This window comes from Comamonas flocculans (assembly GCF_007954405.1).
Taxonomy (GTDB): Bacteria; Pseudomonadota; Gammaproteobacteria; order Burkholderiales; family Burkholderiaceae_C; genus Comamonas_C; species Comamonas_C flocculans.
Genome location: NZ_CP042344.1, coordinates 2,064,907 through 2,086,441, shown reverse-complemented (window position 1 = coordinate 2,086,441; position 21,535 = coordinate 2,064,907). Strand labels below are relative to the sequence as shown.

21 protein-coding genes and 1 other RNA gene are annotated in these 21,535 nt (G+C 68.6%); 9 read left to right on the top strand and 13 right to left on the bottom strand.

Annotated elements, in window-relative coordinates; all coding sequences use genetic code 11:
• Positions 1-9: 9 nt before the first annotated feature.
• From mraZ to FOZ74_RS10020, 6 genes are all read right to left on the bottom strand, one after another.
• Entirely contained in the window at positions 10-438 is a 429-nt protein-coding gene (gene mraZ, locus FOZ74_RS10045; RefSeq protein ID WP_146912936.1) for a division/cell wall cluster transcriptional repressor MraZ, read from the bottom strand.
• 266 nt (positions 439-704) lie between these two features.
• Positions 705-2,021, bottom strand: a complete 1,317-nt coding sequence (gene hslU, locus FOZ74_RS10040) for an ATP-dependent protease ATPase subunit HslU (protein WP_146912935.1) — start codon at positions 2,019-2,021, stop codon at positions 705-707.
• Positions 2,022-2,081: 60 nt separating this feature from the next.
• On the bottom strand, positions 2,082-2,630 hold the full coding sequence (hslV, locus tag FOZ74_RS10035; RefSeq protein WP_146912934.1) for an ATP-dependent protease subunit HslV: 549 nt from the start codon (positions 2,628-2,630) through the stop codon (positions 2,082-2,084).
• Between the two features lie 53 nt (positions 2,631-2,683).
• Complete coding sequence (locus FOZ74_RS10030) at positions 2,684-4,393, bottom strand: STAS domain-containing protein (protein WP_146912933.1); 1,710 nt, start codon at positions 4,391-4,393, stop codon at positions 2,684-2,686.
• A 37-nt stretch (positions 4,394-4,430) separates the two neighbouring features.
• Complete coding sequence (dksA, locus tag FOZ74_RS10025; protein ID WP_432417482.1) at positions 4,431-5,081, bottom strand: RNA polymerase-binding protein DksA; 651 nt, start codon at positions 5,079-5,081, stop codon at positions 4,431-4,433.
• A gap of 58 nt (positions 5,082-5,139) precedes the next feature.
• A complete protein-coding gene (locus tag FOZ74_RS10020) occupies positions 5,140-6,195 on the bottom strand; it encodes a CobW family GTP-binding protein (RefSeq protein ID WP_146912931.1) in 1,056 nt (351 codons plus the stop codon).
• A gap of 234 nt (positions 6,196-6,429) precedes the next feature.
• Here FOZ74_RS10020 and FOZ74_RS16475 point away from each other — a divergent pair, with 234 nt between their 5' ends.
• Positions 6,430-8,211 (top strand): methyl-accepting chemotaxis protein, encoded by a 1,782-nt coding sequence (locus FOZ74_RS16475; protein WP_146912930.1) that lies wholly within the window; start codon positions 6,430-6,432, stop codon positions 8,209-8,211.
• A gap of 60 nt (positions 8,212-8,271) precedes the next feature.
• Here the strand turns inward: FOZ74_RS16475 and FOZ74_RS10010 are convergent, their stop codons facing one another.
• The 4 genes from FOZ74_RS10010 to FOZ74_RS16070 form a co-directional block, all read right to left on the bottom strand.
• A complete protein-coding gene (locus tag FOZ74_RS10010) occupies positions 8,272-8,502 on the bottom strand; it encodes a hexameric tyrosine-coordinated heme protein (protein WP_146912929.1) in 231 nt (76 codons plus the stop codon).
• An 89-nt stretch (positions 8,503-8,591) separates the two neighbouring features.
• On the bottom strand, positions 8,592-9,533 hold the full coding sequence (locus FOZ74_RS10005; protein WP_146912928.1) for a tyrosine-type recombinase/integrase: 942 nt from the start codon (positions 9,531-9,533) through the stop codon (positions 8,592-8,594).
• A gap of 9 nt (positions 9,534-9,542) precedes the next feature.
• The gene (locus FOZ74_RS10000) at positions 9,543-10,238 is read right to left on the bottom strand and encodes a DUF484 family protein (RefSeq protein ID WP_146912927.1); all 696 of its coding nucleotides are present in this window, start codon (positions 10,236-10,238) and stop codon (positions 9,543-9,545) included.
• Positions 10,239-10,267: 29 nt separating this feature from the next.
• Positions 10,268-10,447 (bottom strand): hypothetical protein, encoded by a 180-nt coding sequence (locus tag FOZ74_RS16070; RefSeq protein WP_186764575.1) that lies wholly within the window; start codon positions 10,445-10,447, stop codon positions 10,268-10,270.
• Here FOZ74_RS16070 and FOZ74_RS09995 point away from each other — a divergent pair.
• Both FOZ74_RS09995 and FOZ74_RS09990 read left to right on the top strand, forming a co-directional pair.
• Positions 10,446-10,826: a DoxX family protein gene (locus FOZ74_RS09995; RefSeq protein WP_146912926.1), complete on the top strand. Its 381-nt coding sequence runs from the start codon at positions 10,446-10,448 to the stop codon at positions 10,824-10,826. The two genes, FOZ74_RS16070 and FOZ74_RS09995, sit on opposite strands and share 2 nt — an antisense overlap.
• A 40-nt stretch (positions 10,827-10,866) precedes the next feature.
• Positions 10,867-12,531, top strand: a complete 1,665-nt coding sequence (locus FOZ74_RS09990) for an MBL fold metallo-hydrolase (protein WP_146912925.1) — start codon at positions 10,867-10,869, stop codon at positions 12,529-12,531.
• A 5-nt stretch (positions 12,532-12,536) separates the two neighbouring features.
• Here the strand turns inward: FOZ74_RS09990 and rnpB are convergent.
• An RNA gene (gene rnpB / locus FOZ74_RS09985) (RNase P RNA component class A) lies at positions 12,537-12,894 on the bottom strand.
• Between the two features lie 59 nt (positions 12,895-12,953).
• Here rnpB and FOZ74_RS09980 point away from each other — a divergent pair.
• Positions 12,954-14,312 carry an amidase gene (locus FOZ74_RS09980; RefSeq protein ID WP_146912924.1) on the top strand — a complete coding sequence of 453 codons (1,359 nt, stop codon included), beginning with the start codon at positions 12,954-12,956 and terminating at the stop codon, positions 14,310-14,312.
• A gap of 9 nt (positions 14,313-14,321) precedes the next feature.
• Here the strand turns inward: FOZ74_RS09980 and htpX are convergent, their stop codons facing one another.
• Together htpX and FOZ74_RS09970 are read right to left on the bottom strand one after the other, a co-directional pair.
• Entirely contained in the window at positions 14,322-15,197 is an 876-nt protein-coding gene (gene htpX, locus FOZ74_RS09975) for a protease HtpX (RefSeq protein ID WP_146912923.1), read from the bottom strand.
• A gap of 135 nt (positions 15,198-15,332) precedes the next feature.
• Positions 15,333-16,283, bottom strand: coding sequence for a LysR substrate-binding domain-containing protein (locus FOZ74_RS09970; protein ID WP_186764574.1), 951 nt, complete (start codon positions 16,281-16,283; stop codon positions 15,333-15,335).
• A gap of 117 nt (positions 16,284-16,400) precedes the next feature.
• Between FOZ74_RS09970 and FOZ74_RS09965 the strand changes: the two genes are divergently transcribed.
• The 5 genes from FOZ74_RS09965 (at position 16,401) to FOZ74_RS09945 (ending at position 21,469) form a co-directional block, all read left to right on the top strand.
• Positions 16,401-16,955, top strand: coding sequence for a TRAP transporter small permease (locus tag FOZ74_RS09965; protein ID WP_146912921.1), 555 nt, complete (start codon positions 16,401-16,403; stop codon positions 16,953-16,955).
• Positions 16,952-18,250, top strand: coding sequence for a TRAP transporter large permease (locus FOZ74_RS09960; protein ID WP_146912920.1), 1,299 nt, complete (start codon positions 16,952-16,954; stop codon positions 18,248-18,250). Before FOZ74_RS09965 ends, FOZ74_RS09960 begins: the two co-directional genes overlap by 4 nt.
• A 29-nt stretch (positions 18,251-18,279) precedes the next feature.
• Positions 18,280-19,317: a DctP family TRAP transporter solute-binding subunit gene (locus tag FOZ74_RS09955; protein ID WP_146912919.1), complete on the top strand. Its 1,038-nt coding sequence runs from the start codon at positions 18,280-18,282 to the stop codon at positions 19,315-19,317.
• 164 nt (positions 19,318-19,481) lie between these two features.
• The gene (locus FOZ74_RS09950) at positions 19,482-20,489 is read left to right on the top strand and encodes a thiamine pyrophosphate-dependent dehydrogenase E1 component subunit alpha (RefSeq protein WP_255437553.1); all 1,008 of its coding nucleotides are present in this window, start codon (positions 19,482-19,484) and stop codon (positions 20,487-20,489) included.
• Positions 20,486-21,469: an alpha-ketoacid dehydrogenase subunit beta gene (locus FOZ74_RS09945; protein WP_146912918.1), complete on the top strand. Its 984-nt coding sequence runs from the start codon at positions 20,486-20,488 to the stop codon at positions 21,467-21,469. Before FOZ74_RS09950 ends, FOZ74_RS09945 begins: the two co-directional genes overlap by 4 nt.
• Positions 21,470-21,535 lie beyond the last annotated feature (66 nt).

The window sequence follows — 21,535 nt, the reverse complement described above, 5'->3', positions numbered from 1 at the left end:
CTGCCGCCCTCAGAAAGAAAAGTCCTTGAACACGTCAGGCATCTGCGCCTGCATGGCCGCGGCTTCCTTGGCCTCGTAGGTGGCCTTGTCCCAGAGCTCGAAGTGCGTGCCCATGCCCAGCAGCACGGCCTCCTTGACCAGGCCCGCCGCCGCACGCAGCTCGGGCGAGATCAGCACCCGGCCGGTGCCATCCATCTCCACGTCCATGGCATTGCCCAGAAAGATCCGCTTCCACCACTGCGCCTGCATGGGCAGTTGGGCGATGCGCGCGCTGAAGGCTTCCCACGCCGGGCGCGGAAAGACCATCAGGCAACCGTCGGGGTGCTTGGTGATCGTGAGCTGGCCGGCCGCCTCGGCCAGCAGCGGCTCGCGATGGCGCGTGGGCACCGCCAGACGCCCCTTGGCATCCAGACTCAGCGAAGATGCGCCTTGGAACACGGACTTGAGACCCCCCGGGTTGAAACTTCCACCGCCGTCCACCGAATTGGGCCTAGACGGCACTTTTTACCACTTCAGTGCACTTTTTTGCACTGTAGCAGGAAAGTAGGTCCACGCAAGAGGGTTGCGCCCTAAAAATGGTGAATGAAATCAAGGGTTTAGCCCCAACACCTCAAAATGCAGGGCAGAAAAAACCTTGATAGTCAAGAACTTGGATCACATTGCGCAAGTGATCCATGAAGCGCGGGCGCCAGGGCCCGAGCTGGTCACAGGATGTAGCGCGAGAGGTCTTCGTTGGCGCTCAGGCTGGCCAGACGGCTGTCCACCAGGGCTGCATCGACCACCACGGTCTGGCCCGAGAGCCGGGTCGCATCGAAGCTCACCTCGTCAAGCAGGCGCTCCATGACGGTGGCCAGGCGCCGCGCACCGATGTTCTCGGTGCGTTCGTTGACGTCGAAGGCGATCTGGGCGATGCGGGTGATGCCTTCGGGCGTGAATTGCAGCGTCACGCCTTCGGTCGCCAGCAGCGCCTGGTACTGGCGCACCAGGCTGGCATGGGTCTGCGTGAGGATGGCCTCGAAATCCTGCACCGACAGCGAGCCGAGCTCGACGCGGATGGGAAAGCGCCCCTGCAGTTCCGGGATCAGGTCGCTGGGCTTGGACAGGTGAAACGCGCCCGAGGCGATGAACAGGATGTGGTCCGTCCTGACCATGCCGTACTTGGTCGATACGGTGGTGCCCTCGACCAGCGGCAGCAGGTCGCGCTGCACGCCCTGGCGCGAGACGTCGGCGCCACTCGCCTCCTGGCGCGTGGCCACCTTGTCGATCTCGTCGAGGAAGACGATGCCGTTCTGCTCGAGATTCTCGATCGCGCGGCTGCGCACTTCTTCCTCGTTGACCAGGCGGTGCGCTTCCTCGTCGCCCACGAGCCTGAGCGCCTCGGCGATGCGCAGTTTGCGCGTGCGCCGCTTTTCCTGGCCCATCTGGGAAAACAGCCCGCGCAACTGCTCGGCCATCTCTTCCATGCCCTGGGGGCCCATGATCTCGACCTGCGGGCGGGCGTCGGCCACCTCGATCTCGATCTCCTTGTCGTCGAGCTCGCCCTCGCGCAGCTTCTTGCGAAACACCTGGCGCGCGGTGCTGTCCGCACCCGCGCCCTCGCTGCGCGCGGGCGGCACCAGCACGTCGAGGATGCGCTCCTCGGCCGCGTCCTCGGCGCGCGCACGCAGCTTCTTCATGTCCTGTTCGCGCGTCTGCTTGACCGCCACCTCGGCCAAGTCGCGGATGATCGCGTCCACGTCCTTGCCGACGTAGCCAACCTCGGTGAACTTGGTCGCCTCCACCTTGATGAAGGGCGCGTGCGCCAGGCGCGCCAGGCGCCGCGCGATCTCGGTCTTGCCGACGCCGGTGGGACCGATCATGAGGATGTTCTTGGGCGTGATCTCGCCGCGCAGCCCCGCCTCCACCTGCTGGCGGCGCCAGCGGTTGCGCAGCGCGATCGCCACGGCCCGCTTGGCGCTTTGCTGGCCGACGATATGGCGGTCGAGTTCGGAGACGATCTCCCGGGGGGTCATGGCAGACATTTTGTATGAAATATGGCTCTAACGCCCGCCCATCAAGCGCAGGCAGCTATTGAAAAGAGACTAAAGCGTCTCTATCGTGTGGTGCATGTTGGTGTAGATGCACAGCTCGCCGGCAATCTCCAGCGCCTTGCGCGTGATCTCCAGCGCCGACAGGTCGGTGTTCTGCAGCAGCGCCTTGGCCGCCGAATGGGCATAGGCGCCGCCCGAGCCTATGGCCACCAGACCGAGCTCGGGTTCGAGCACGTCGCCGTTGCCGGTGATGATGAGCGAGGCGCTTTCGTCGGCCACCGCCAGCATGGCTTCGAGGCGGCGCAGCACGCGGTCGGTGCGCCAGTCCTTGGTGAGCTCGATGGCCGCGCGCGTGAGCTGCCCCTGGTGCTTTTCCAGCTTGGCCTCGAAGCGCTCGAACAGCGTGAAGGCGTCGGCCGTGGCACCGGCAAAGCCGGCGAGCACCTTGTCGTGGTAGAGCCTGCGCACCTTGCGCGCGCTGCCCTTGAGGACGATGTTGCCCAGCGTGACCTGGCCGTCGCCGCCAAGCGCGACCTGCATGCTCCCGTCGGGCAACTGACGGCGCACGCTCAGGATGGTGGTTCCGTGAAACTGTTCCATAGCCCCGACAGATGGCGGCGCAACGGCACTTTTGCAAGTGCCCGCGCGCGGGTTCAGTTCTTGCGCGGCTCCACCCAGGCGTGTTCGCTGATGCCGATCACGTTGAAGAACACCGCGACGAGCCGATGCAGGTTGCGAAAGTGCAGCTCGCGCCCCTGGGCCTGCTGGTTCGCGGCCCAGTTGAGCACCGAACCCACGGCGGCAAAGTCGATGCGGATCAGCCGCTCGCAGGCGACCACGAAGGGCTGGCCGGGGCGCATCAGCCGCTCCAGCGGCTCGAGCTGGGCCTGTGCGTCGCCTTCGATCTCGCCCGTCAGCTCCGCCTTCGTCGGGACCGCACCCGCATCGGCCAGTGCCTGCTCGTCCAGGCCCGCCTCGGCAAAAGCTCCGCCCGGCGCCTCGTCGCCGAGCAGCTGGCATTGGGGATCAGCCCAGGACGGGGGCGAGACCTCGTAGGTGACGCAGTAGTCCAGCGCCACCTCCTCGAACTCGTCGGCCTCGCGCAGCAGGCGCAGCAGCGCCATGCGCAGCAGCCACCACTGGGGGTCGACCTCGCGGTCGTCGGCCACCGTATGGGCCTGCAGCACCTTCTGCAACACGGCCAGGCCCTGCAGGCGCAGCTCCGCCTTCTGTCCGGCCCACTGGCCAAACAGCTCGACCAGGGCTGGCAGCGCCGCTGCTTCGATGCTGGCCAGGCGCGCCCAGTTCAGAGTCCATGGCGGGCTGGAGCGCGCCAGGCTCGCCTGCAGCGCCGCGACCGACTGCTGCCCGAGCGTGGCGGGCGCATTCCAGTGCAGCTCGCGCTGCGCCGCCCCTTCGCTCTCGGCCACCGGCTCCACGCCAAGCTGCGCGGGAATGGAAAACCACAGCGGCGCCGAGCGCCCGTAGCGCGCGGCGTATTCGATCGCCAGCGCGTCGAAGGACGCCTGCTCGCCCGTGGCGCGGTACAGGTCGAACAGCGTCATCCAGATCTCGTGCTGCTGCTCGGGGTCGTCCTGCTCGTGCTGCTTGAGCACATTGGCCAGGCAGCGCCCGGCGCCCGCATAGTCGGCATTGGCGAACAGGATCGCGGCTTCTTCCAGATCAGGTTCGTGCACGAATTTTTCCTCTCTCGGCCCATCCGCCGCGCCGACGCCTGCCTCCAGCGCCGACGCGGTGAACGGATAAGCTGCATTCTCGCCGGTGAACAGCGCGCTGGGCACTTCGCTGTTGACCAGGCTGTCGACGCGCAGGCCCGCGGGCGCCGTCGGGGCGAAGGCCTGCAGCGGATCGTGCCAGCTGGCCGCCTCGGCGCCGGAGACCGGCGGCGGCAAGGTGGTCTCGCCCGGCGTGGCTGCGGGCTCGCTCACCTCCTCGGCCAGCGGGGCCGGGCGCGTGGGCGTGGGCGGCGCGTTGCCGTGGGCCTTCCACCACTGCTGGGACATCTGCTGCTCGATCGCGTTGATCTTGCGCAGTGTCTCGGCGCGCTCGGAGCGCTCGCCCAGGCCCGTGCTCAGGAACGAGGTCTGCGCGCGGGCGTCGTCGTAGGCGACGTCGGGCGAGGCCTCCTTGCGGCGCAGCTTGCGCAGCTGGTCGAACTCGCGCTTGCGCACGAAGTCGTTGCGCCGCTTGCGCTCTATCATCTCCTTGAGCTTCTGGCGCGTGTACTGCGACTCGCGGTTGTCGCCCAGAGCATCCAGTTCGCTCCAGTCCACCGAAGGGTTGCGCACGAAGCGCACGACCTTGGACAGCAAACCACCGGGGACGGTGTCTTCCTTGGCCATGCGCTCCTGCCCGTGATCGCCTGCGCAGCCGCCCGGCTCAGTCGCCGAACATCTTCTGCTTGAGCTCGCGCCGCTGCTGGGCTTCCAGGGACAGCGTGGCCGTGGGACGGGCCAGCAGCCGGCCCACGCCTATGGGCTCGCCGGTCTCGTCGCAATAGCCATAGTCGCCGGCATCGATGCGCGCGATCGATTGCTCGATCTTCTTGAGCAGCTTGCGCTCGCGGTCGCGCGTGCGCAGCTCCAGCGCATGCTCTTCCTCGATGGTCGCGCGGTCCGCCGGATCGGGCACGACCACGGTGTCCTCGCGCAGCGTCTCGGTGGTCTGGCCGGCGTTGTCGTGGATGTCCTGCTTGAGCCGCACCAGCTTCAGGCGAAAGAAGGCCAGCTGTTTTTCGTTCATGTATTCGCTGTCGGGCATGGCGAGCACTTCGGCGTCGCTCAGCTCCTCGGCGGGCTTGGTTTTCCAGTTGTTGGCCAGCTTCGAATCTTTCTTGGCGGCCGCCACAGGTTTTTGCAGGGTCGTATTCATGGTGAAGGTGTGCTGGCTAAAGGTCCAAAGGACGAACGCGGGGTTAACCGGGCGATGGTAACCCCACTTGGTTGCAAGCCAAAACCCGAACGCGCGCTGCGCGCCGGCCCTTGCCGCCCGGGGTCTGCGCCGCGGGTCGGACTGTGAACGGGCCGCGATTGTATCGACCCGAACCCGCCATTCCCGGCAAGCGGCATGCCCGGCTGCAGCACCCCGTTCAGGCGGCCACCAGGCACTGCTCCAGCCCTTGCAGGAAGATGTCGCGCGGCAGGTCGATGCCGATGAACACCATGCGGCTGTGGCGCGGCTCGTCCTTGCCCCACTCGGGCCCCAGGTCGCTGCCCATGAGCTGGTGCACGCCCTGGAAGATCACCTTGCGCTCGGTGCCCCGCATGGCCAGCACGCCCTTGTAGCGCAGCATGCGCGGGCCGTAGATGTTGACGATGGCGCCGATGAAGTCCTCCAGCCGCGCCGGATCGAAGGGGCGGTCTGCACGAAAGACGAAGCTCTTGACGTCGTCGTCGTAATGGTGGTGGTGCAGGTGGGCACAGTGCTCGCCGTGTTCATGGCCATGCCCCTCGTGGTCGTGGCCGTGCCCATGATCGTGCTCGTCCTGCGCCACGAGGAAGTCCGGATCCACCTCGAGCTTGTCATTGAGGTTGAAGCCGCGCAGGTCCAGCACCTCCTTGAGTGGCACCTCGCCGAAATGCACCGCGCGGATCGGCGCACGCGGGTTCATGTGCTTGAGGCGGTGGATCAGCGCCTCCTTGTCCTGTTCGCTCACGAGGTCGGTCTTGGACAGGAAGATCTGGTCGGCGAAGCCCACCTGCCGGCGCGCCTCCTGGCGCGTGTCGAGCTGCTCGTTCGCGTGCTTGGCGTCCACCAGCGTGATGACCGAATCGACCAGATAGGTCTCGGCGATCTCGTCGTCCATGAAGAAAGTCTGCACCACCGGCCCGGGGTCGGCCAGGCCCGTGGTCTCTATCACCACGCGCTCGAAGTCGAGCAGGCCCTTGCGCTTCTTGGCCGCCAGGAGCTGCAGCGTGTCGCGCAGGTCCTCGCGGATGGTGCAGCAGACACAGCCGTTGCTCATCTGCAGGATCTGCTCCTTGGATTCGGTCACCAGCAGGTCGCTGTCGATGTTCTCCTCGCCGAATTCGTTCTCGATCACGGCGATTTTCTGGCCGTGGGACTCGGTCAGCACCCGCTTGAGCAGCGTGGTCTTGCCCGAACCGAGAAAGCCGGTGAGGATGGTGGCAGGAATGAGTGGCATGGTGAACCCCGAAACAAAAAACACGACCACAGCTGGGGTCGCGGCACGGGCAATTCTAGGGACGGCGGGGCCGCGGCGGCGGGCGCACCGCGGGTATGCACGACGTGACAAGCGCCGCCTTCGCGCGCAGACTGGCCCTCTCGTGCCCAGGGGCAAGGCGGCGCAAGCCGGTCCCGGGCTTACATTCGGTCTCCTCCCCCAGCATCCCCGGGGCGCTTGCAGAGCGCTGCAGTCATGTCGATCCAACACCTGAAAATCCGTACCCGGCTCATCCTCGCCTTCGGCCTGATGGCGGCCCTGATCCTCGCCATCGGCGCGGCGGCGCTGCTCAAGAGCCAGCAGCTGCTGGGCGAGTTCGGCACCGTCGTGCGGGACCAATACCCCAAGATCACCCAGGTCCACCAGATCAAGGCCGCGGTAGCCGCCAGCGAGGTGGCGCTGGCCAACATGCTGACCTACCGCATGCCCGACGCGGTGAAGGCGCAGGCCGAGACGCTGCAGTCCACGCGCCGGGAGATCGCGCGCCTGTTCGGCGAACTCGAACGCAGCATTGCCAGCAGCGACGGCAAGGCCGCGCTGCAGGACGGGCAGGCGGCACGCGCCCAGGTTCTGGGGCTGCAGGACAAGTTCCTCGAAGCCATGGACATGGGGCTGAGTGGTGACGCGGCCACGCTGCTCGAGAAGGAAATGCCCGGGCCGCTGGGCGCCTACAAGCAGGCGATAGACAAGCTGCTCGACTTCCAGGGCGGGCTCATGGACCGCTCGATCGCCCAGGCCGATGCCTCGGTGCAGGCCATGCAGTGGATCGTGGCACTGGCTTCGCTCGCGGCCATAGCGATCGGGCTCTTGCTGGCCTGGTCCATCATCCGCTCCATCACGCAACCGTTGCACGAAGCGGTGGTCCTGGCCGGCGCGGTGGCCGGCGGCGACCTGACGCGGCGCATCCACGCCCCGGGGCAGAGCGAAACCGCGCAGCTGCTGCAGGCCTTGCAGCGCATGCAGGACGGGCTGGTGCGCGTGGTCGCGCACGTGCGCCGGGACTCCGAAGGCGTGGCCACGGCCAGTGCCGAGATCGCCCAGGGCAACCAGGACCTGTCCGCGCGCACCGAAAGCCAGGCCAGCGCGCTCGAACAGACCGCGGCGTCGATGGAGGAACTCCACTCCACGGTGCGCCAGAACGCCGACAACGCGCTGCAGGCCAACCAGCTCGCGCAGAACGCTTCCGAGGTGGCGCGCCGCGGCGGCGGCGTGGTGGCCGACGTGGTGCGCACCATGAAGCAGATCAACGACAGCTCGGGCAAGATCGCCAGCATCATCCAGGTGATCGACTCGATCGCCTTCCAGACCAACATCCTCGCGCTCAACGCCGCCGTCGAGGCGGCGCGCGCGGGCGAGCAGGGACGCGGCTTTGCCGTGGTGGCCAGCGAAGTGCGCAGCCTGGCCGGCCGCTCGGCGGCAGCAGCGCGCGAGATCAAGCAGCTCATCGACGCGAGCGTCGAACAGGTGGAGGCCGGCAGCACGCTGGTGGACCGAGCCGGCCGCACCATGGACGAGGTGGTACAGGCCATAGAGCGCGTGACCGGCATCATGGGCGAAATCAGCGCGGCCAGCAGCGAGCAGAGCCAGGGCGTGGCCCAGGTGGGCGAAGCCGTTGCGCAGATGGATCAGGCCACGCAGCAGAACGCCGCGCTGGTGGAACAGATGGCAGCCGCGGCATCGAGCCTGAACACGCAGGCGCGCGACCTGGTCGGCGCCGTCGCAACCTTCCGCCTGAGCGAGGCACCGGGCGTGCGCCCCGCGGGCGCCGCGGGTACGGCGCAGTTTCTGCCCGTAGCCGGGCCGCAGCCGGGCGCCACGCCGGCCCGCCTGCACGCCGGCGACCGCGCAGCCGCGCCCGCGCGCAAGGCGGAGGCGACCGGCAAGGACGGCGCGCGGCGTCCGGGCGCCGGCAAGACCGCACCACGGCTGCCGGCCGCGGGCAGCGGTGGCGGCGATCAGGACTGGGAGAGCTTCTGAGCAGCCGGAAAAAAAGACCCCGCCAGGCGGCAAGCCTGCGGGGTTGCGCGGCGCGCGGCCTTACTTGCGCCAGTAGTTGTTGGCCGCTGCGATGGTCTGAAAGTTGAGCGCGATCACGTGCGAGGCTGCGGTCAGCGCCCCTGCGTCGTGCGCATATTCGGGGCGCAGCTTGTGCAGCACCTCGGTGTCGGGCTGGGTGTACTTGACACCGCGGCGGCTGAGCGTGATGGCCAGCTCAAAGCCCTGCTGGGGCGTTTCGGTGATCAGCGTCGCAAGCCAGGTATCGGCCATGGTTCTCTCCTTCGTGGTGCGTTGAAAAGAAGCCATTTTGCGGATTCCCGCATAACCGCAGCGCCGGCAGCGGAAATCCGCGAGGCCCGCTAGGGTTTTCGGTGCGCCCGCGGATGCGCCTGGTCGTAGACCTTGGCCAGGTGCTGGAAATCGAGCCGGGTATAGACCTGCGTGGTGCTGATGTTGGCGTGGCCCAGCAGTTCCTGCACCGCGCGCAGGTCGCCGCTGGACTGCAGCAGATGGCTGGCGAACGAGTGGCGCAGCATGTGCGGGTGCACGGGGACGGCCAGACCCGCGAGCTGGCCGCGGCGGCGCAGCCGCTGCCAGACGGATTGCGCGCTCAGGCGCGTTCCGCGCCGGCCGATGAAGAGTGCCTCGCACGCAGTGTGGCGCGCCGGCGCCGGTTCGCGCAGCGCCAGCCAGGCCCGCAGCGCCGCAAGCGCCGCGCGACCCACCGGCACGGTGCGGCGCTTGGAACCCTTGCCAAGCACATGGGCCTCGGCCGCCTGCAGGTCGACCCAGCCACGGCCCTGCGCCTGTCCCGGCGCGCTCGGCGCCACGTCCAGCCCCACCAGCTCAGCCACGCGCAGGCCGCAGCCATAGAGCAGTTCGACCATGGCCACGTCGCGCGCCTGCAGCCAGGGGTCGGCGCCGTCCTGCACGAAGTCGGCCAGACGCACCGCCTCGTCGACGGGCAGGGCCTTGGGCAGCAGGCGCGCGGCCTTGGGCGCGCGCAGGTCCTGCGCCGGATTGGCCGCCACCAGGCCCTGACCGCCGGCCCAGACGTAAAAGCCGCGCCAGGCCGACAGGGCCAGGCTCAGGCTGCGCGGTCCATGGCCCGCGGCATGCAGGCGTGCGATGCCATGGCGCAGATCCGCCGGCCCCAATTGCAGCAACGGCCTGCCCGGGAACAGGGTGAGCAGGCGGCGCAGCTCCCCCTCATACAGTCGCAGCGTGCGCTGTGCGAGACGCTTTTGCACCCGCGCGTATTGCAGGTAGTGCGCAAGCTCGGCGGGAAGCGGCCCGGGCATGGAGGGCGCTCAGGCGGCGCGCAGCCGCGTCAGGGCAGCGGCCGCAAGCTCGGCCATGTGGGTGAGGAAGTCGGTGCCCATGGTGCTGTCGAAGCGGTCGGCGTCGTCGGAAGCGAGCACCAGCAGGCCGAAGGCGGGCTGGGCCGCGTCGTCGATCACGCCGGGACGCAGCGCCAGCATGGCGACAGAGCGCACCTGAGCCGCCTGGGGCAGCCAGCCTATGGCCTCAAAGCCCAGATTGGGGCCGCAAAACGGCATGGTAAGCGACGAGGCAAAAGAGCGTACGTCCTCGCTTGCCCCCTGCGTCCACTCCGCCTGCTGCCACTGGGGGGCCACCTCCCACAGGCGCAGCGCTACCTTGGGCACGTCAAAGCATTCGCGCAGCCCGTCCTGCACCTGCTCGACCAGCTGCGCCGGGTCGGCCACGGCCAGCAGCCGGCGGCTCCATTGCTGCACGCGGTTTGCAATCGCGGCGTTCTCGCTGCCGTTACGCACCATCTCGACGATGCGCTGCTCCAGCGCCTTGATCTTGTCGCGCAGCATCTCGGCCTGGCGTTCGAGCAGGCTGACGGCGCGCTGCCCGTGCTGGCTGGTGAGCACCACGCTGGTGAGCAGCTGTGCGTGGCGCTCGAAGAATTCCGGCGTGTTGGCCAGGTATTGCGCAATGTCGTCTTCGGTAATGGGTGGCACGGCGGAGGAATTCATGGGCGGGCGCTCACTCGAATGCACGAAGGCTACATCTTAAGACGCGCAGCGGCGACGCCCGCCTCGGGCGGCCATTCAGCCTGTCTTGCAAAACCATCTGCAGCGCCTGACAACATGCCGCAACGCATGCAATAATTGATAGCACCGCAGGCGATACCTTCACTGTGGTCTTCCGCCAGTCCTTCATCCACCCACGAGGTCACTGCCATGAACGCTCTCTACCAACCCCGGCTTGGCGCCATCATCCTGCGCACCGTGCTGGCCGTGCTGCTGCTGTTTCATGGCTGGGCCAAGATCAGCGGCGGCGTGGGCTGGCTCGTCGGGGTGCTCGAGAAGACCGGCATGCCCGGCTTTCTCGCCTATGCCGTCTATCTGGGCGAGGTGCTGGCGCCGCTGCTGCTGCTGGCCGGCATCTTCGTCGTGCCGGCCGCGCTGCTGGTGATGATCAACATGGTGGTGGCGGTGGTGCTGATGCACCAGTCGCAGATACTCACCTTGAACAACTCTGGCGGCTGGTCGCTGGAGTTGCAGGCCTTCTACTTCTTCACTGCCCTGGTGGTGCTGCTCACCGCCAAGCCACGGGGCTGAGGGCGCCGCCCGCGCGCGACGGCCCCGCATAATGCGGGGCATGCCGCGTACCAGCCAACTCCTGTATCCGCAGCGCGAGCCTGCGCCGCTGCTGTCCGCCGCCACCGTGCTGCTTCTGCGCGACGAGGACGCAGCCGGCCTGCAGGTGCTGATGACGCGCCGCTCGCCCCGGGCCAGTTTTGCCCCCGGTGCCTACGTCTTTCCGGGCGGCGGCATCGAGCCGGGCGACGCCGCGGCCCACGCGCTGGCCGACCACCGCCCGCAACAGGCGGGCGAAGCGCTGACTCAGGCGCTGGCCGCCATCCGCGAAAGTTTTGAAGAACTGGGCGTGCTGCTCGCGCGCCGCAGCGATGGCAGCTGGGCCGGCGCCGACGACATCGCCGCGCTGCAGCGCCAGGGCGACTTTTTTGCCCAGTGCGCGGCGCGCGGCCTGCGCCCGGCGGCGGATGCGATGTTCCTGCTGGCGCACTGGAACACCGACCGCGACCTGCCCAGGCGCTTTTCCGTGCCCTTCTTCGTGGCGCGGATGCCGCCGCTGCAAGACGCCGTGGCCGACGACGCCGAACAGTTCGCGCCCGAATGGGTGCGCCCCGCCGATGCCCTCGCGCGCCATCAGCGGGGCGAGTTCTTCATGATCTTCCCCACCGTGCGCACGCTCGAGCGTCTGCAGCACTTCACCAACGTGCAGACGGTGCTGGACGCGCTGGCCGACGAGCGGCCGCTGTGGACGAGCTGCCCGCGCGCCGGCCTGCGCAACGGCCAGGAAGAGCGCTTCATGGAGCACGAGGCCGAGTACGGCGAACTCGCACTGACCTGCCCGGACGGCCAGATCCGCCACGAGCTGGACTGGCAGAGCCTGCGCCCCGTACCCCTGCTCAACAACCTGCAGCGCCTGACCGCGCCCAATCCGGGCGTGATGACCGGCCCCGGCACCAACAGCTACATCGTCGGTACGCCGGAGAGCGGCCACATCGTGATCGACCCGGGTCCGAACGATGCCGGACACCTGCAGCGCCTGTGGCGTGCGGCCGGCGGCGACATCCGCGCCATCGTCTGCACGCACTCCCACCCCGACCACTTTCCGGGAGCTGTCCCGCTGCAGCAGCTGTGCGAGCAGGCGGGCCAGCCACGCCCGCCCATCCTCGGCCTGCCCTCGGGGCCGGATGCCCGCGCGGACAGCTTTTTCCGCCCGGACAGGACGCTATCAGATGGAGAGCTGCTGGCGCTTGCAGGCAAAGGGCTGGAGGCTGAAAACACCCATACTCTTGAGGTTGTCTTCACCCCGGGGCACACCTCCAACCATGTCTGCCTGCTGCTGCGCGAGGACGGCCTGCTGTTCACCGGCGACCACATCCTGAACGGCAGCACCACGGTCATCGACCCGCCGGACGGCAACATGGCCGACTACCTGGACGCGCTGGACAAGCTGGACGCCCTGTGCCAGACAGGGGGGGTGCAATTCATCCTGCCCGCGCACGGCTACGTGCTGGGCGAGCCCCGCGCGGCCATTGCCCATCTCAAGCAGCATCGCCTGGCTCGCGAGGCCAGGGTGCTGGCCGCCATGCAGCGCCTGCCCGGCGGCACGCCGGCGCAGTGGGTGGAGCTGGCCTACGACGACGTGCCCCCGCGCATGTGGCCCGTGGCCCAGCGCTCGCTGCTGGCGCATGTGCAGCGCATACGCTCGCTTGCGCCCGGCAACGACTGAAAAAAGTGTGAAGCCCGCCGATAAGCCGGATTCTGTGCATGCGGTCGCCCGCATGTGACCGCCATCAATCTGGGCCGGGGGTCGCCCCGCCGGCTCGATGCCACCTACCCGCACACTCGGGGGGCCCCGTCAACGTGTGCCTACTTGGTGTTGCTGCGCGCAGAGATTGCCCGTTGCACTCACCCTGGATGCTCGTGCCTTCGGTTTTCACCTCCGGCGCGGCACCCAAGGTGACTCGTCTCTGTTGCTCTGATCCTCACCTCGCGGTGGACAGCCGTTGGCTGCTGCGCTGCCCTGTGCAGTCCGGACTTTCCTCCAGTGCGGCCTTTTCAAGCGCGCACCAGCGGCGGTCTGGCGTGCTTCACGCCGGCGATTATCCGCGAGCCGGCTACCATGCGGCATCCGCCGCTTCGCCCTGTGCCATGTCCCTCCGAGAACAGCCCGATTCCCTGGTCCATGTTGCCCACCGCCTCGCCCAGCGCCAGACCAGCGCCGAGCAGCTGGCCGAACAGGCGATCGCCCGCGCCGGTGAAGGCGAAGGGCCGAGCACCTTCACCCGCGTGCTGGCACGCACCGCCCGCGCCCAGGCGCAGGCCAGCGACACGCTGCGCGCAGCCAACCTGGTGCGCTCGCCGCTGGAAGGGGTGCCGATCTCGATCAAGGACCTGTTCGACGTCTCGGGCTACCGCACGCGCGCCGGCTCTACGCTGCTGAAATTTGCGCCGCCGGCCACGCGCAATGCGCTCGTCGTCGACCGGCTGCTCGCGGCCGGCGCGGTGATCGTCGGCACCACCAACATGACGGAGTTCGCCTTTTCGGGCGTGGGCATCAACCCGCACTACGGCACGCCGCGCAACCCCTGGGGGCGCACGGGCGGAGGCCGCATCCCTGGCGGCTCGTCCTCGGGCGCGGCGATCAGCGTGACGGACGGCATGGCCTTTGCGGCCCTGGGCACGGACACCGGCGGCTCGGTGCGCATCCCGGCCGCGCTGTGCGGGCTCACCGGCTTCAAGCCCACCGCCCGGCGCATTCCGGCGGCGGGGGCGCTGCCGCTGTCCACTTCGCTCGATTCGATAGGCCCGATTGCGCACACCGTGCGCTGCTGCGCGCTGCTGGACAGCGTGCTCGCGGGCGAGCCGCCGGTACGCCCCGAGCCGGCGGACCCCGCGCGGCTGCAGCTGCTGGCGCCTGCCAACCTGGTGCTCGACGGCATGGACGCCACGGTCGCCGAAGCCTGGCGGCGTGCGCTGGCGCGGCTGGCGCAGGCGGGCGTGCGCATCGTGCATGCGCCGCTCGCCCCGCTCGATGAGCTGGCGGCCATCCATGCGCACGGCACTTTTTCCAATGCCGAGGCCTGGGCCTGGCACCGGCAATACCTGCCGGCGCGCCAGAGCGAGTACGACCCGCGCGTGGCCTCGCGCATCCTCGTCGGCAGCCAGATGAACGCCGCAGACTACGTGGACCTGCTCGCCGCACGGCGCGACTGGATTGCCAGGATGGAGGCCGCGCTGGCCGACTACGACGCCTTCATCATGCCGACGGTGCCCATCGTGGCGCCCGAAATCGCTCCCCTGCAGGCCAGCGACGAGGCCTTTTTCGCTGCCAACGGCCTGTTGCTGCGCAACCCTTCGGTGGTGAATTTCCTGGACGGCTGCGCGATCTCGCTGCCCATTCACACGCCCGGCGAGGCGCCGGCGGGGCTCAGCCTCGCCTGCCCCGGCGGGCAGGACCGGCGCCTGCTGGCCATGGCACTGGCGGCCGAGGCGCTGCTGCGCGGCTGAGCGCCGCCCTCAGCCGCGCAGGGCCTGCAGCGCGGCCACGCGCTGCTCTATCGGCGGGTGCGAGGAAAACAGCGCGCCTATGCCACCGGTGATGCCCATGGCCTGCATGCTCTTGGGCAACTCGCCCGGCCGCATGCCGCCCAGGCGGTACAGCGCGTTGATCATGGGCTGGGTCTGCCCAAGCAGCTGGGCCGAGCCGGCATCGGCGCGAAACTCGCGGTGGCGCGAAAACCAGGCGACGATGATCGCGGCCAGGAAGCCGAAGACGACGTCCAGCACCAGCGTGGTCACGATGTAGCCTATGCCCGGGCCGCTGTCGCGGCTGTCGCCGCGGCGCAGGAAGCTGTCCACCAGATAGCCGATGGCGCGCGAGGCGAACACCACGAAGGTGTTCATCACGCCCTGGATCAGCGTCATGGTCACCATGTCGCCATTGGCCACGTGGGCGATTTCATGGCCGAGCACCGCGCGCACTTCTTCGCGCGTCATGCCCGAGAGCAGGCCGGTGGAGACCGCCACCAGCGCGGAATTCTTGAATGCGCCGGTGGCAAAGGCGTTGGCCGGGCCCTCGTAGATGCCGACCTCGGGCATCTGTACGCCGGCCTTGTCGGCCAGTTCGCGCACCGTCTCGACAATCCAGGCCTCGTCCGCATTGCGCGGCGCGCTGATGAGTTGCACGCCCATGCTGGCCTTGGCAATCGTCTTGCTCAGCAGCAGCGAGATGATGGACCCGCCGAAACCCATGACCAGCGCAAAGCCGAGCAGGCTGGTCATGTCCAGGCCATTGGCCGTGAGGTAGCGGTTGACGCCAAGCAGGCTGGCAACGATGCCGAGCACCGCCACGACGGCGATGTTGGTGAGCAGAAAGAGCGCGATACGTTTCATGCAAGGGCTCCGGATGAGCGACAGTCGGGAAATCGATGCAGACAAATGGGTGCCGCTGGCGGCTCTTCAAGGGGCAGGCCGGCGGCTGCAGGATCTGCGGGCATCATAAGAGCGAAGCCGCGAGCGCAGGCCCCCTCAGCCCGCCTCGCCGCCGCCGCGTTCGGCCTGGCGCAGCAGATAGTCCCAGAGCTTCTGCGTCAGGTTCTTGTTCGGTTCACGCTGCGACGGCTTCTTGCGATAGGCGCGGACCTCCATGACCATGCGCAGGCGCTCGGGCTCGTGCAGCGGCGCCGCGCTGGCCAGCTTGCGCGCGCGCACTTCGCCGCGCACCGCGCTCAGCGGCAAGAAGGCAATGCCGTGGCCCTCCAGCGCCATCGCCTTCAGGCCCTCGGCCATGTCGGTCTCGTAAACCCGGTCCAGGTGCACCGCCGTGCCCGCCTGGCGCAACACCAGGTCGGTCATGCGCCCCAGGTAGGCGCCGGGCGCATAGCCGAGGAAGGGCAGCGGCTTGTCCGCCGTGCCCGGCAGTCGATAGACCGGCTCGCCCCCCGGGCCGGTTCGGGCGTAGGGCGCGAGCGGTTCGTCGCCGATGGCGATCATCTGGAAATGCTGCGGATCGAGCTGCAGCGGCTGCGACGGATGGTGGTAGGTGATGAGCACGTCGCAGCTGCCCTCCACCAGGCGCACCACCGCGTCGTGCACGTTCAGCGCGATCAGGCGGCTCTTGAGGGGCCCGAAGCCCTTGCGCAGGCTGGTCACCCAAGTGGGAAAGAAGGTCAGCGCCAAGGTGTGCGGCACGGCAAATTCGACCACGTCGTCGCTCGGCGCGGTGTGCGCGCGCAACACCGCGCGGGTGTTCTGCAAGGTCTGCAACACTTCCAGCGCCTGGTCGTAGAGCGTGTCGCCCGCCGCGGTCAGGCGCGTGGGGTAGGACGTGCGGTCCACCAGATCCGTGCCGGCCCAGGCCTCCAGCGCCTGGATGCGCCGCGAAAACGCCGGCTGCGTGACGTGGCGCAGCTGGGCCGAACGGCTGAAGCTGCGCGTCTCGGCCAGGCTGACGAAATCTTCGAGCCATTTGGTTTCCATGGCGCGCATTATCGGGCGGCGGCGCGGGTGCCGAGATGACGGGTTTTTGCGTGCAAAATAGCCCGTCCGCCTTGCGCAAGTGCACGGCATGTCTGTCGTCCCCTTCACCGCACACCCATGTCCCCCACCCCCACCGAAGAGCACCAGGGCAGCCAGGAGCAGCGCAGACAGGGCGAGCCCCGGTCCCTGCGCCTCGAAGACTGGTGCGTGGTCGTCGCCATGGCGCTGCTGGCGCTGATCACCTTCGCCAATGTGCTGGTGCGCTACTTCACCGATGCCTCGTTTGCCTGGACGGAGGAAATCTCGGTCTTCCTGATGATCGTGCTGGCCATGGTCGGCGGCTCGGCGGCAATCGCGCGCGACACCCACATCCGCATCGAGTTCTTCGCCGAAGGCGGCTCGGCGCGCCGGCGCCGGCGCCTGGCGCAGCTGGGCGCAGCGCTGGTGGCACTGCTGTTTGCCTTCGTGGCGGTGATCAGCATCCGCATGGTCTGGGACGACTTCCGCTTCGAGGAAACCTCGCCCGGCATCGGCGTGCCGCAGTGGTGGTATTCGATCTGGCTGCCGGTGCTGTCGGCGCTGATGTCCGTGCGTGCCATAGGCCTGTATCGGCGCCGCTCGCGCCAGAGCGACGCCCAGTATCTGGCGCGCGACGAGAGGCGGGCACCGTGATCGCGACGCTGCTCTTTACCGCCTTCGTCGTCTTCATGTTCCTGGGCGTGCCGATAGGCGCTGCCCTGGGCCTGGCCGGCGCGGCGGCGATTGCGCTGGCCAACCAGGACGCCCAATGGTTCGGCCTGCTTGCGGTACCGCAGAATTTTTACGCCGGCCTGGGCAAGTACCCGCTGCTGGCGATTCCGATGTTCGTGCTGGTGGGCTCCATCTTCGATCGCTCGGGCGTGGCGCTGCGGCTGGTCAACTTTGCCGTCTCCATCGTCGGACGCGGCCCCGGCATGCTGCCGCTGGTGGCGATTTCCGTGGCGATGTTCATGGGCGGCATCTCGGGTTCCGGGCCGGCCACGGCGGCGGCCGTCGGCGGCGTGATGATCGCGGCGATGAACCGCGCGGGCTACCCGGCGGCGTTCTCGGCCAGCGTGGTGGCCGCGGCCGCATCGACCGACATCCTGATCCCGCCCTCGATCGCCTTCATCGTCTATTCGGTGCTGGTATCGGGCGCCTCGGTGCCGGCGCTGTTCGCAGCGGGCATGCTGCCGGGCATCCTCGCGGGCCTGGCGCTGATCATCCCTGCGGTATGGCTCTCGCGCCGGCACAAGATGGGACAGAACGAAGCCGGCGAGCCGCGCCCGCGGTTCTGGAAAAGCCTGCGCGAGGCCTCCTGGGGCCTGATGGCGCCGGTCGTCATCCTCGGCGGCATGCGCATGGGCTGGTTCACGCCGACCGAGGCGGCCGTGGTTGCGGTGTTCTATGGCCTGTTCGTCGGCATGGTGGTGCACCGCACGATAGGGTTGCGCGACCTGTACGAAATCCTGCGCGAGGCGGGCGAGCTGTCGGCCGTGATCCTGATCGTGGTGTCGCTCGCCGGGATCTTCGCCTTTTCGCTTTCCACGCTCGGCGTGATCGACCCGGTGACCCAGGCCATCGTGCACTCCGGCGTGGGCGAATGGGGCGTGATGGGCGCCATCCTGGTACTGCTGCTCATCATGGGCATGTTCCTGGACGGCATCTCCATCATGCTGATCTTCATCCCGCTGATGATGCCCATCCTGCAGCACTACCACTGGGACGTGGTGTGGTTCGGCACCATCCTGGTGCTGTGCATCGCCATCGGCCAGTTCACCCCGCCGATGGCGGTGAACCTGATGGTGGCCGCCAAGATCGCCAACGTGCGCATGGAATCGACCACGCGCTGGGTGCTGTGGATGGTGCTGGCGATGACGCTGGCCACGCTCATCGTCGTGGCCTTCCCGCAGATTTCGCTGTGGCTGCCGGCCAAGCTCGGTTACTGATTTTTTACCCACCAGAGGAGACCCTTGTCATGAAACTTCGCAGCTTCCTGAGCACGGCCGTTGCCGCTGCCACCTTGCTCACCCTCGGCCTGCCGCCGGCCCAGGCGCAGTCCAGTTACAAGAGCGAATACCGCATGTCGCTGGTGGTCGGCACCGCCTTCCCCTGGGGCAAGGGCGGCGAGATCTGGGCCAACAAGGTCAAGGAAAAGACCAATGGCCGCATCAACATCAAGCTCTACCCCGGCGTGTCGCTGATCCAGGGCGACCAGACGCGCGAGTTCTCCGCGCTGCGCCAGGGCGTGATCGACATGGCGATTGGCTCGACCATCAACTGGTCGCCGCAGGTCAAGCAGCTCAACCTGTTCTCGCTGCCCTTCCTGATGCCCGACTACGCCGCCATCGACGCGCTGACCCAGGGCGAGGTGGGCAAGCAGATCTTCACCATCCTCGACAAGGCCGGCGTGGTGCCGCTGGCCTGGGGCGAGAACGGCTACCGCGAACTGACCAACTCCAAGCACGCGGTCAAGACCCCGGCGGACATGAAGGGCCTGAAGATCCGCATCGTCGGCTCGCCGCTGTTCATCGACACCTTCACCGCGCTGGGCGCCAACCCGACGCAGATGAGCTGGGCCGACGCGCAACCGGCGTTCGCCAGCGGCGCGGTGGACGGGCAGGAAAACCCGATGAGCATCTTCACCGCCGCCAAGCTGCAGAACGTCGGCCAGAAGTACCTGACGATGTGGGGCTACGTGGCCGACCCGCTGGTCTTCGTGGTCAACAAGGAGGTGTGGAACTCCTGGACGCCCGAGGACCGCGAGCACGTGCGCCAGGCGGCGATCGAGGCGGGCAAGGAAGAAATCGCGATCGCGCGCAAGGGCATGATCGAGCCGGGCCAGCCGCTGCTCAAGGAAATCGAAGGCATGGGCGTGACCGTCACCCACCTGAGTCCGCAAGAGCGCGAGCAGTTCGTCAAGATCACGCGCCCGGTCTACACCAAGTGGAAGAGCCAGATCGGCACCGCGCTGGTGAACCAGGCGGAAAAGGACATCGCCGCGCGAAAGAAATAAGGGCCACCGCCCGAGAGGCTGCGCCGCTTCCCCTTCCCTCGCGCTGCGTGCGGGAAGGGGGCGCTTGCCCAGCGCTGCGGGGCGGCCCTTGCGCGGCGTCCGCCGGTCCAGACTCCCCATGCCAGCGCCGGCGCATGTCCGGCGCTCCTTCTCCCCCTCCTCCCATGTCTGAATTGCTTGATCTGTACCGCACCATGGTGCGCATCCGCGCGTTCGAGGACGCGGCCGAAGCCGCGAGCCAGGGCGGCGTCTCCTGGGGCGGCGCGGCGACCGACAAGGTGGCCGAAGTGCTGGTCAAGGGCCCGCTGCACCTGTCGACCGGCCAGGAGGCCGTCGCCGCCGGCGTGTGCGCGCACCTGGGCCACGCCGACCTGCTCACCTCCACCCACCGCGGCCACGGCCACACGCTGGCCAAAGGGGCCGATCCGGCACGCATGATGTGCGAGCTGTTCGGCAAGGCCGGCGGCTACAACGGCGGCAAGGGCGGCTCGATGCACATCGCGGACTTTTCCGTCGGCATGCTGGGCGCCAACGGCGTCGTCGCCGACGGCCTGCCGATCGCCGTGGGCGCGGCACACGCGCTGAAGATCCAGGGGCTGGACGCGATTGCCGTGGCCTTCGTCGGCGACGGCGCGCTCAACCGCGGGCCCTTCTTCGAAGCGCTGAACTGGGCCAAGGTCTACCACCTGCCGGTGCTCTTCGTCTGCGAGGACAACCGCATCTCGGCGACCACGCCCTCGGCCGCGATGACGGCCGGCGAGAACGCCGCCAGCCGCCGCGCCGAAGCCATGGACATCCCGGCGCTGCGGGTCGATGGCAACGACGTGCAGGCCGTGAGCGAAGCCGCCGGGCGCCTGGTCGCCGAAATCCGCTCGGGGCAAGGCCCGCGGCTGCTGCACGCGATCACCTATCGCCTGAAGGGCCACGTCTCGGTCGATCCCGCCAGTTACCGCGACCCGCTGGAAGTGCAGGCCGCGCTGGAAAACGACCCGATCACCCTGGCGCGCGACAAGCTCGCGACGCGGGGCCTGGCGCGGGAAGCCGAGGGCATCGAGCGGCAGGCGCGCGACGAAATCGCCGCCGCCGTCGCCACCGCGCGCAGCGCGCCGGCGCCCGAAGCCGCCAGCGCCTACACCGACGTGCTCACCGTCGGCGAAGGGATGTGGCAATGAGCGCCCCGCAGCAACTCAGCTACGCGCAGGCCGCCTCGCTTGCGCTCGAAGAGGCCATGGGCGCCAACCCCAAGGTGGTTGCGCTTGGCGAGGACCTGGGCCGCGGCGGCGTGTTTGGCCAGTACCGCACGGCCGACGGCCGGCCGCTGGCCGCCGCCTTTCCCGAGCGGGTGCTGGACACGCCGATATCGGAAGCCGCGATCATGGGCGCGGGCGTGGGCATGGCGCTGGCCGGCCTGCGCCCGGTGGTGGAACTGCGCGTGGTCGACTTCGCGCTGTGCGCCATCGACGAACTGGTGAACCAGGCCGCCAAGAACCGCTTCATGTTCGGCGGCCAGGGCCGCGTGCCGCTCGTCGCGCGCATGCCGATCGGCATCTGGACGGCGTCGGCCGCCCAGCACTCGCAATCCTTCGAGAGCTGGTTCGCCCACGTACCCGGCCTGGTCGTCGTCGCGCCCGGCACGCCGGCCGACAACTACGGCCTGCTCAAGAGCGCGCTCGAAGGCGACGACCCGGTGGCCTATCTGGAACACAAGGAGCTCTGGGGCCTGCAGGGCGAGGTGCAACCCGGCGTCGCAGTGCCTCTGGGCCAGTGCCGCGTGGCTTTTGATGCGGGCAGCGATCTCACCCTCGTCTCCTGGTCGCGCCAGGTGCAGGTGTGCGTGCAGGCCGCCGGGCAGCTTGCCGCGCAGGGCGTGCATGCGCAGGTGATCGACCTGCGCACCATCTGGCCCTGGGATCGCGAGACGGTGCTGGCCAGCGCAGAAAAAAGCGGCCGCCTGCTGGTGGTGCATGAGTCCATCCAGGCGGCGGGCTTTGGCGCCGAGATCGCCGCCACCGTGGCCGAGCACACCGGCGCGCGCGTCGCCCGCCTGGGTGCGCCGCGCATCCCGGTGGGCTACGCGCCGGTGCTGGAGGCGCAGTCGCGCATCGGCGCGGACGCGGTGGTGCAGGCGGCGCGGCGGCTGCTGGCCCGCTGAAGGCGCAAGGGCTCGAGCGCCGCACGCGCCCGGGGCCTGCACCCGTCGCCGGCGCGCCGCCCGATG

What these genes read in the sequence shown, in the direction of transcription:
- FOZ74_RS16070 (WP_186764575.1), bottom strand. Translation starts at nt 10,447, where the DNA reads ATGGCAGTGACCTCGTGGGTGGATGAAGGACTGGCGGAAGACCACAGT.
- FOZ74_RS10010 (WP_146912929.1), bottom strand. Translation starts at nt 8,502, where the DNA reads ATGGCCGATACCTGGCTTGCGACGCTGATCACCGAAACGCCCCAGCAG.
- htpX (WP_146912923.1), bottom strand. Translation starts at nt 15,197, where the DNA reads ATGAAACGTATCGCGCTCTTTCTGCTCACCAACATCGCCGTCGTGGCG.
- FOZ74_RS09995 (WP_146912926.1), top strand. Translation starts at nt 10,446, where the DNA reads ATGAACGCTCTCTACCAACCCCGGCTTGGCGCCATCATCCTGCGCACC.
- FOZ74_RS09945 (WP_146912918.1), top strand. Translation starts at nt 20,486, where the DNA reads ATGAGCGCCCCGCAGCAACTCAGCTACGCGCAGGCCGCCTCGCTTGCG.
- FOZ74_RS09970 (WP_186764574.1), bottom strand. Translation starts at nt 16,283, where the DNA reads ATGGAAACCAAATGGCTCGAAGATTTCGTCAGCCTGGCCGAGACGCGC.
- FOZ74_RS09980 (WP_146912924.1), top strand. Translation starts at nt 12,954, where the DNA reads ATGTCCCTCCGAGAACAGCCCGATTCCCTGGTCCATGTTGCCCACCGC.
- hslU (WP_146912935.1), bottom strand. Translation starts at nt 2,021, where the DNA reads ATGTCTGCCATGACCCCCCGGGAGATCGTCTCCGAACTCGACCGCCAT.
- FOZ74_RS10020 (WP_146912931.1), bottom strand. Translation starts at nt 6,195, where the DNA reads ATGCCACTCATTCCTGCCACCATCCTCACCGGCTTTCTCGGTTCGGGC.
- FOZ74_RS10005 (WP_146912928.1), bottom strand. Translation starts at nt 9,533, where the DNA reads ATGCCCGGGCCGCTTCCCGCCGAGCTTGCGCACTACCTGCAATACGCG.
- FOZ74_RS10000 (WP_146912927.1), bottom strand. Translation starts at nt 10,238, where the DNA reads ATGAATTCCTCCGCCGTGCCACCCATTACCGAAGACGACATTGCGCAA.
- FOZ74_RS16475 (WP_146912930.1), top strand. Translation starts at nt 6,430, where the DNA reads ATGTCGATCCAACACCTGAAAATCCGTACCCGGCTCATCCTCGCCTTC.
- FOZ74_RS09990 (WP_146912925.1), top strand. Translation starts at nt 10,867, where the DNA reads ATGCCGCGTACCAGCCAACTCCTGTATCCGCAGCGCGAGCCTGCGCCG.
- FOZ74_RS09950 (WP_255437553.1), top strand. Translation starts at nt 19,482, where the DNA reads ATGTCTGAATTGCTTGATCTGTACCGCACCATGGTGCGCATCCGCGCG.
- FOZ74_RS09955 (WP_146912919.1), top strand. Translation starts at nt 18,280, where the DNA reads ATGAAACTTCGCAGCTTCCTGAGCACGGCCGTTGCCGCTGCCACCTTG.
- hslV (WP_146912934.1), bottom strand. Translation starts at nt 2,630, where the DNA reads ATGGAACAGTTTCACGGAACCACCATCCTGAGCGTGCGCCGTCAGTTG.
- FOZ74_RS09965 (WP_146912921.1), top strand. Translation starts at nt 16,401, where the DNA reads ATGTCCCCCACCCCCACCGAAGAGCACCAGGGCAGCCAGGAGCAGCGC.
- FOZ74_RS10030 (WP_146912933.1), bottom strand. Translation starts at nt 4,393, where the DNA reads ATGGCCAAGGAAGACACCGTCCCCGGTGGTTTGCTGTCCAAGGTCGTG.